Annotated in this window: 8 protein-coding genes; 3 read left to right on the top strand and 5 right to left on the bottom strand. The window is 62.8% G+C overall.

Annotated elements, in window-relative coordinates; genetic code table 11:
• Positions 1-733: 733 nt before the first annotated feature.
• The 3 genes from JFT58_RS20405 to JFT58_RS20395 form a co-directional block, all read right to left on the bottom strand.
• Positions 734-1,345 carry a 3'-5' exonuclease gene (locus JFT58_RS20405; RefSeq protein WP_054896175.1) on the bottom strand — a complete coding sequence of 204 codons (612 nt, stop codon included), beginning with the start codon at positions 1,343-1,345 and terminating at the stop codon, positions 734-736.
• Positions 1,346-1,370: 25 nt separating this feature from the next.
• Positions 1,371-1,847, bottom strand: coding sequence for a LabA-like NYN domain-containing protein (locus tag JFT58_RS20400; protein WP_003194396.1), 477 nt, complete (start codon positions 1,845-1,847; stop codon positions 1,371-1,373).
• 119 nt (positions 1,848-1,966) lie between these two features.
• Positions 1,967-2,692: a DUF2076 domain-containing protein gene (locus tag JFT58_RS20395; RefSeq protein WP_054896176.1), complete on the bottom strand. Its 726-nt coding sequence runs from the start codon at positions 2,690-2,692 to the stop codon at positions 1,967-1,969.
• Between the two features lie 182 nt (positions 2,693-2,874).
• On the opposite strand from JFT58_RS20395, the gene JFT58_RS20390 reads away from it, so the two are divergent.
• A complete protein-coding gene (locus JFT58_RS20390) occupies positions 2,875-3,534 on the top strand; it encodes a YciC family protein (RefSeq protein WP_032873246.1) in 660 nt (219 codons plus the stop codon).
• Positions 3,535-3,575: 41 nt separating this feature from the next.
• Positions 3,576-4,664, top strand: coding sequence for an endonuclease/exonuclease/phosphatase family protein (locus tag JFT58_RS20385; RefSeq protein ID WP_054896177.1), 1,089 nt, complete (start codon positions 3,576-3,578; stop codon positions 4,662-4,664).
• Between the two features lie 3 nt (positions 4,665-4,667).
• On the opposite strand, the gene JFT58_RS20380 is transcribed toward JFT58_RS20385, so the two are convergent.
• Together JFT58_RS20380 and hrpB are read right to left on the bottom strand one after the other, a co-directional pair.
• Positions 4,668-5,423, bottom strand: a complete 756-nt coding sequence (locus JFT58_RS20380) for a hydroxypyruvate isomerase family protein (RefSeq protein WP_054896178.1) — start codon at positions 5,421-5,423, stop codon at positions 4,668-4,670.
• Positions 5,424-5,551: 128 nt separating this feature from the next.
• Complete coding sequence (gene hrpB, locus JFT58_RS20375) at positions 5,552-8,062, bottom strand: ATP-dependent helicase HrpB (RefSeq protein ID WP_054896179.1); 2,511 nt, start codon at positions 8,060-8,062, stop codon at positions 5,552-5,554.
• 253 nt (positions 8,063-8,315) lie between these two features.
• On the opposite strand from hrpB, the gene JFT58_RS20370 reads away from it, so the two are divergent.
• On the top strand, positions 8,316-8,735 hold the full coding sequence (locus tag JFT58_RS20370; protein ID WP_003194410.1) for a hypothetical protein: 420 nt from the start codon (positions 8,316-8,318) through the stop codon (positions 8,733-8,735).
• Positions 8,736-8,741: the final 6 nt, after the last annotated feature.

The raw sequence follows: 8,741 nt of genomic DNA, 5'->3' as shown, positions 1-8,741 counted from the left end.
ACTCCAGTGTTCTTGAGGCAGTAGCCGGATCAGAACCCGCGCTGTTTGCTGATCGTTCCCACGCTCTGCGTGGGAATGCCGCCCTGGGCGCTCTGCGTCCGCTCTTAAAGTCGTGACGCGGAGCGTCTCCAGATGCATGCCCACGCGGAGCGTGGGGACGATCAAACGACGCATAACCCCTGTGGGAGCCGGGCTTGCCCGCGATAGCGGAGGGTCAGGCAATAAATGGCTGGCTGATACACCGCGATCGCAGGCAAGCCAGCGCCCACATGGGAACTCCAGTGTTCTTGAGGCAGTAGCCGGATCAGAACCCGCGCTGTTTGCTGATCGTTCCCACGCTCTGCGTGGGAATGCCGCCCTGGGCGCTCTGCGTCCGCTCTTAAAGTCGTGACGCGGAGCGTCACCAGATGCATGCCCACGCGGAGCGTGGGGACGATCAAACGACGCATAACCCCTGTGGGAGCCGGGCTTGCCCGCGATAGCGGAGGGTCAAGCAATAAATGGCTGGCTGATACGCCGCTATCGCAGGCAAGCCAGCGCCCACATGGGAACTCCAGTGTTCTTGAGGCAGTAGCCGGATCAGAACCCGCGCTGTTTGCTGATCGTGCTGATCGTTCCCACGCTCTGCGTGGGAATGCCGCCCTGGGCGCTCTGCGTCCATTCTTAAAGTCGTGACGCGGAGCGTCTCCAGATGCATGCCCACGCGGAGCGTGGGGACGATCAGCGCCAGGCCTTAAAACCCGCGATGTTTCTTCAGGTGCTCATTGATCTTCGCGGCCGGCACTTTTTGCAAGGTACACAGCAAGTCATGGGACAGCTCCCGCAAGCCATGAGTCTGGCGCAGTTCCTGGGCCAGGTGCGCTGTGAGGTTGGCGGCCATTTCCGCATCCGCCAGCGCCCGGTGAGCCTGGCCGGTGTGGGGCAGTTTGGCGTAGGCGTTGAGGGTGCCGAGCTTGTGGTTGGGCGCCGCCGGCATCAGGCGGCGGGCCAGCAGCAGGGAGCAGGCGAACTTTTGCAGGCGGGTGCGGCGGATCAGGCCCAGCTCAAAGTCCCAGAACTTCTGGTCGAACGCGGCGTTGTGCGCCATCAAGGGCGTGGTGCCGACGAACTCATTGACTTCGTTCATCACCCGTTCAGCCGGTGGCGCGCTGCGCAGCATGGCGTTGCTGATGCCGGTGAGCTGTTCGATAAACGCCGGTACGCGCACGCCGGCGTTCATCAGGCTCTGGTAGCGGTCCACGATCTGCCCACGCTCGAGGATGACCACGCCAATCTCCGTGGCCCGGCAGTGGCTGCTGGGGGTGATGCCAGTGGTTTCAAAGTCGATGACCGCTATACGTTCCAAACCTGTTCCAACTCCGTTCTACGATCTATTTGAGCAACAACGCGCCTTCGATCGGCACGTAGTGGCTGGCGGCGCGTATCAATGAGTTGGCCGTCAGCCCCGGCACGCCGTAGGCCACGGCCCGCACGCCATGCTTGTGGATGATGCGTTCGAGCAACATGTCGAAATCACCGTCACCAGAGGCCAATACGACTTCGTCGACATGGTCGGCGGCGTCCATGATGTCCAGCGTGATGCCCACGTCCCAGTCGCCCTTGGCGGAGCCGTCGCTGCGCTGGATATACGGCTTGAGTTTTACCGTGAAGCCCAGGTTGCGCAGGATCTGCTGGAACTGCTGCTGCTTGCTGTCGCCGCGGTCGATGGCATAGGCGTACGCCTCGACAATCTGCCCGCGCGCGCTGATGTCAGCCCACAGGGCGGCGTAGTTGAAGTGGCAACCATAGGCCTGGCGCACGGTGTAGTAGAGGTTTTGCACATCGGCGAACACTGCAATTTTTTTCACCGCACTTCCTCATGGACAGCCAGGCGCCAGCGCCCGGAAAGGGCGCCAGTATGCCAGCCAAGGGAGCGTTTCCGGGAAAAAATCAGACCGGAGCGCAGCAGCGCCCCGGGCCTGGTGTGTCAGACGAAGGAATCGTCGTCGCCAAAGGAAGAGGAATCGTCGGAATAATCGCTGTCGGCGAAGCTATCGGCGTTATTGCTGCCCCAGCTGTCGTTGCCGGCAAACGTCTGGTCATCGTTGCCCCAGTTACCTGAATCACTGGCCGGTGCCGGTTGTTCGATGATCTCCTCCACCACCTGCGGTTGCTGGTTGTGATGGAACAGGCTGCTGATCCCTTCGGCCAGCAACACCCCACCGGCCACGCCGGCGGCGGTCTTCATGGCACCACCGAGGAAGCCACTGCCGGCTGGCGCGGCTGCCGGTGCTTGCGCCGGCTGATAGTTCTGCTGGGGCGCTGGCTGGTTGAACGATGGCCGCGCCGGTTCACGCCAGCCGCCACCTGAGTTGCTCGGCGCAGGCTGTGGCTCACGGGAGCCGCCGCCAAAGATGCTCGACAGGAACCCACCACCGCTGGCCGGCGCAGGTTGCGTGGCCTTGGCCCGTTGCAGCTCGTCCTGCAATTGCTGAATCTGCTGGGCCTGTTGCTTGTTCTGCGCGTCAAGACTCTGCAACGCATGTTCCTGTACCAGAATCGACTGGGTCATGTAGTAGCCGACGGCAGGTTGGCGAGCCATATGCTCCTTGATCCGCGCTTCGGCCTGGGCGTCGCGGGGGGCTGAGTCCGTTTCGGCTTGCTGCAACCGTGAAAACAGTCCATCGATCAGGGTTTGCTCTTCGCTATTCATGGCGACCTCGTTAGATTGCCGATAAAAAATTCCGGTCCCGCCTGTGATCAGGCTGGGGGCTTTCCAGTTATGGGGATGTTACGAGTTGTTTCAATGGTCTTTACTCAAGGTTTACGTTTGCGCCCCTTGGACCCTGATCGGTTAAAGTGTGGCCCTCTGCTTCCAGGCCTGTGATGACCCTGATGAATCCGTTAGACGTTTTGCGCGACTCCTTCCGCTTTACCCAGCGCAACCTGGGCGCCATCGTCCAGCTGTGCCTGCCATTGGTGATCCTCGAAGCCTTGCTGCAACAGGTGCTGGACCACACGCTGGGCCCGGATGCGTTTCCCGGCTACAGCGTGGTCGTAGGTTTGTTGGTGTACCCGCTGTACACCGGCGCCCTGATCCTGTTTCTCGACGCCCGCACCCGAGGCGAGTCGCCGCGCACCAAGGACGTGTGGGCCATGGCCTTGAGCCTGTGGCCGCGTTTTGCCCTGCTGACAGCCATGAGCACCTTGCTGATTCTGTTGGGGCTGTCGCTGTATTTCCTGCCGGGCTTGTGGCTGATGGTGGTGCTGGCGTTTGCCGAATACCTGCTGGTGCTGCGCGGCATGCCCGCCCTGGAGGCGATGAAGGAAAGCTTTCGCCTGACCCGCGGGCATTTCTGGCGCATCCTGGTGTGCCTGCTGTGCGTGATGACGCCGTTGTGGCTGCTCAAGGGCGCCAGCGTGGCGGCGTACCCTGAACCCGCGCCGTTGCTGGGTTTGCTGATGGACAGCGCCCACAGCTTCCTGCAACTGTTCACCAGCGTGGTGCTGTTCCGTTTATTCATGCTGATCGGTGGCGACGCCGACGTGCGGTGATATGCTCCGTGGCTCTTCTGACACGCATATAAGCCGAGCCGATGACCCGTTTATTGCGCATAACCCTGTTGAGCCTGTTGATCATCGCCGGCCTGCTGGCCGCGCTGATCTACAGCCTGACCTGGCGCCCTGCCGACAAAGAGACCCTGCCCGTCAGCTGCGTGGCACCCCGTGCCCCGACACTGCTGCCGGGGCAGGCGCTCAAGGTCATGACCTGGAATGTGCAATACCTGGCCGGCAAGAACTACGTGTTCTGGTACGACACCCCGGACGGCAGCGGCCCGGACGATCGCCCCACCGTCGAAGACATGGCCTTTAGCCTCGACGAAGTGGCGCGGGTGATTCGCGACGAACAGCCCGACATCCTGCTGTTGCAGGAAGTCGACGAAGGCGCCAAGCCTTCCCATTATCAGGACCAGCTTGCGCTGTTACAGGAGCGTCTGGTCGACCTCTACCCGTGCAGCGCCCAGGCCTTCGACTGGAAAGCCGACTTTGTGCCCAGCCTGCATATCTTCGGCAGCGTCGGGCGCAAGCTCGCTACGCTCAGCCGCTACCAGATCGAACATGCCGAACGCCTGCAACTGCCAACCGCCGATGCCAACTTCGTCAGCCGGCAGTTCCAACCCAAGCCGGCCCTGCTGCTGACGTATCTGCCCTTGAGCGACGGAGGCCAACTGGCGGTGCTCAACACCCGCCTGGACGCCGGTGCGCCAGGGCGCAGTGCCCTGCGGGAGCAAGTGACGAGTACGGTAAGACTGCTGGATAAACTCGAAGGTCGCGGCACACCCTGGTTGATTGGCGGGGATTTCAACCTGCTGCCACTGGGCCAGTTCCTGCGCCTGGACGCAGAAAAGCGTGGCCAGTATTCGCCGGACAGTGAGTTGCATCTGCTGTGGGACAAGTACCCGATGATCCCCAGCAACAGCCAATCCAGTGGCATCGACCGCGAGAAATGGCTGACGCACTTCCCCAACGACCCAGGCCTTGATGGCCCGGATCGCACGCTGGATTACCTGTTCTACAGCTCGCGCGTCAAACGCGTGGAAGCCAAGGTGCGCCAGGAAGATACGTTGCGTATTTCCAATCACCTGCCGGTGATCGCCCGATTCCTGTTGCCTGCCGCGCAATAACCCCTAGGGTTTCAGGAGGGGCTTAAGCCACTCAAGGCTGGCAACCGTGGTGCCGGATGGGCGGTATTCACAGCCGATCCATCCTCGGTAGCCACGCTGCTGCAGCGCCGCGAACAAGCCAGCAAAGTCCATGGTCCCGGTGCCCGGCTCATGACGCCCCGGGTTGTCGGCGATTTGTACATGGACGGTCCTGTCGTAAAACTGCGCCAGCACCCCGGCTGGGTCGCCGGTCAACAACTGGGCATGGTAAAGGTCCAGAATCAGCCCGACACTCGTAAAGGTTTCCAGCACCTGCTGGGCCTTGCTGAAGTCAGACAGGTAATAGCCAGGCATCGCCTGCGGGCTGATGACTTCAATCAACGTTCGCAAACCCCGATCTTCAAGGTACTTGACCGCGTATTCCAGGTTATTGGTGTAGGCAAGCGCGCTCTCATCCTGAGGCGTGGTCACGCCCGACATGATGTGCACATCCGAGCAGTTCAGCGCCTTCGCATAGCGGGCCGCCTCGCGCAGCCCCTCGCGAAATTCCTGTTCATTGCCCTGCAAGGCAGCGATGCCTTTGGTCACGCCCGCTGGCGCTGCGAACTGAATCAACGGCAGGTTGTATTGGGCCAGATGGTCAGCGAGCAGGCTGGCGTCGAATTCATAGGGTGACGGGAACTCCACTGCCCTGAAACCGGCAGCGGCGGCGGCTTCGATGCGTTGCAGAAAAGGCAACTCGTTGAATTGGAAACCGAGGTGAGCATTGAACTTGAGCATTGGGTACATATCCATCCTGGGAAAAAACGAAATCATCAGCCTTGGGTATCGTTGGCGGCCGAATCCTTGATTCCAAGCCTTCAGGTAATGAGCCCAGCCTGCGTAAAGACTGGGAATGACTTGAACACTCAGGGCTTTCTGGGCTTGATCCTGGCCGTCGCTTCGGCCACCAACGGGTCATCCGGCCAATAATGCTTGGGGTATCGCCCCTTGAGATCCTTCTTCACCTCGGCATAGGTACTGCGCCAGAAGTTCGCCAGGTCCTGCGTGACCTGCACCGGCCGACGCGCCGGGGACAGCAAGTGCAACTTCACGGCCAGGCGTCCGCCGGCAATGCGCGGGGTGTCTGCCAGCCCGAACAATTCCTGCAAGCGCACCGCCAGGATCGGCGGCTGCTCGCTGTAGTCCAGGCGTACCGATGACCCCGACGGCACTTTCACATGCTGCGGCGCCAGCTCTTCCAGGCGTTGGGGCAAAGGCCAGGGCAGCAGGTTGTGCAGGTAGCTAGAGATATCCAGGTTGGCGAAATGGCTGAGGCGCGAGACCTTGCCCAGATAAGGCATCAGCCAGTGTTCGAGGCTGGCGAGCAGGGCCTTGTCGCTGAGGTCGGGCCACTCGCTGGTGTTGCCGGCATCCAGTTGGCGCAGCAGCATCACACGGGCTTGCCACTGACGAAGTTCCGGGGTCCAGGGCAGCAGTTCCAGGCCTTTGCGGCGCACCAGGTTGACCAGCGCCTGGCTGCGGGCGGATTCGTCGAGGCCGGTCAGGGGTTCGCGGCTGAGCACCAGTTCACCGACTTTGCGTTGGCGCTCGGCACGCAAGACGCCTTCGCGCTCGTCCCAGTCGAGTTGGTCGACGTTGCGCACTTGCTCGGTCAGCACCGTGTCGAACAGTGCCGGATCAAAATCCGCCGCCAGGTAGATGCGTTCTTCGCGCTGGCCCTGGCGGCTGCCCAGGTCGGCGATCACCAGCCAGGGTTGTTTCATCAGGCTGTCGGCTTCGGCAAACAGCGCTGCGCGGCCATTGGCCAGGCGGTATTCAGCGCCACCGGGGCGACGTTGCTGGGCGACGCGGTCCGGGTAGGCCAGTGCCAGCAAGGCGCCGAGCCAGCGCGGGTGGTCGGGGTTGTCCACCGGCTGGGTCGCCTTGCCGCGCAGGTAGCCACGGTATTGCCGGGCCAGTTGCTTGGCGCGCTGCACGCCACCCTGGGTACCTCGCGCACGCTCCTCGCCGGACATCAGCGCCAGGCGGCTGTGCAAATCGGCACCGCCGCCGCGCAGGATATCGCGCTCGCCCAACAGCGCCGCCACGTCACAGGCGGTGGCGGCGAGCCCCAGGTCTTGGCCACGCAATAACAGGTGGGCAATACGCGGGTGGGCGGGCAACTCGGCCATCTTCTGGCCATGGGCGGTGAGGTTTTCGTCGTTCAATGCACCGAGGCGTTGCAACAGATCCTGGGCCTGGGCATACGCGGCTGTGGGTGGCGCATCCAGCCACACCAACTGGCTGGGCGTCACGCCCCAACGGGCCAGTTGCAAGGCCAGCCCCGCCAGGTCGGCGGCGAGAATTTCCGCGCTGCCATAAGCGGCCAGACCGTCGTGCTGGTCTTCGGACCACAACCGATAACACACCCCCGGCTCCAACCGACCTGCCCGACCGGCGCGCTGGGTGGCGCTGGCGCGGGAGATGCGCTGGGTGTCGAGGCGGGTCATGCCGCTGCCGGGGTCGAAACGCGGCACCCGAGCCAACCCGGCGTCGATCACCACGCGTACGCCGTTGATGGTCAGGCTGGTCTCGGCGATGTTGGTAGCCAACACCACTTTGCGCTTGCCGGCCGGCGCCGGGTCGATGGCGGCGCGCTGTGCATTGAGGTCCAGCTCGCCATGTAGAGGGCATAACAGCACGTCAGGGCGATCACCCAGGGCCTCGGCCAGTTGCTGGTTGACCCGGCGAATCTCCGCCTGCCCCGGCAAAAACACCAGCACGCTGCCGGCCTCGTCATGCAGGGCTTCGAGGACGGTTTGCACCACGCGCGGCTCGATAAACTCGCCGGCCTGGTAAGGGCGCCCCCAGCGCATCTGCACCGGGAACATGCGCCCGTCACTGCGCAGGATCGGCGCGTCATCCAGCAAGCCGGCCAGGCGTTCGCCTTCAAGGGTGGCGGACATCAGCAGGATTTTCAGCGGCTGCTCGTCGCGAAACAGCTCGCGTCCGTTGAGGCTCAAGGCCAGCGCCAGGTCGGCGTCGAGGCTGCGCTCGTGGAATTCGTCGAAGATCAACAAGCCCACGCCGTCCAGCGCCGGATCGTCCTGCAGGCGGCGGGTGAGGATACCTTCGGTGACAACCTCGATGCGCGTGTTGGGGCCGACTTTGCTGTCCAGGCGAATGCGGTAGCCCACGGTCTCACCGACCTTTTCACCCAGTTCACTGGCCAGCCGCTCGGCAGCAGCACGGGCAGCCAGGCGCCGGGGTTCGAGCATCAGGATGGTTTGCCCGGCAAGCCAGGGCTCATGCAACAAAGCCAAGGGCACGCGGGTGGTTTTACCGGCTCCGGGGGGCGCTTCCAGCACGGCTTCATGGCGATGAGCCAAGGCGTCACGCAAGGCGGGTAAAACATCATCGATCGGCAACGAATTCATACTGGCTCCAAAGCAGAGCGGCGAGTATAACGGCGAACTGCCGGATGCCGATGCGGGTCTCAAAAACAGCCACTCTTGGGACTGGGAATGCAGTCAAAGGTGGGAGCTGGCTTGCCTGCGATAGCGGTATGACAGTTGCCACTGTATTCCCCGAGCCGACGCTATCGCAGGCAAGCCAGCTCCCACATGGATTCATCGGCGCCTGGCCGATCTGGCTTATAGTCACCCTTAAATCTGTTCAGGAGACTTTTTCATGCGTATCGCTTCCCGTGTCATCGGCGGTGTCCTCGCCGTCACCCTGCTGAGCCAACTCACCGCCTGTGGGTCGATTTTCTACCCCGACCGCCGTGGCCAGATCGACGGCAAGATCGACCCAACCATCGCGGTACTCGATGCCCTCGGCCTGCTGTTTTATGTGATCCCCGGCCTGATCGCCTTCGGTGTCGACTTCGCCACGGGCGCCATTTACTTCGAACCGGGCAAGACCGCCCAGGTCGCCCCCGAGAAACTGCACGAAGCCATCGGCGCCGACGGCACGGTCGATAACGCCAAGCTGCAAAGCATCATCCAGAAGGAAACCGGCCGCACCTTGCCGCTGGATGACCCGCGCCTGATCCAGTTCAAGGGCAGCGTGCAGCAACTGGCGGCCCTGGGCCTGCAGCCTGCCGCGTAAGGACAG

Source organism: Pseudomonas sp. MF6767 (assembly GCF_016405475.1).
Classification (GTDB): Bacteria; Pseudomonadota; Gammaproteobacteria; order Pseudomonadales; family Pseudomonadaceae; genus Aquipseudomonas; species Aquipseudomonas paracarnis.
Note: the sequence above shows the minus strand (reverse complement) of the source record. Positions and strands in the feature narration are given on the sequence as shown.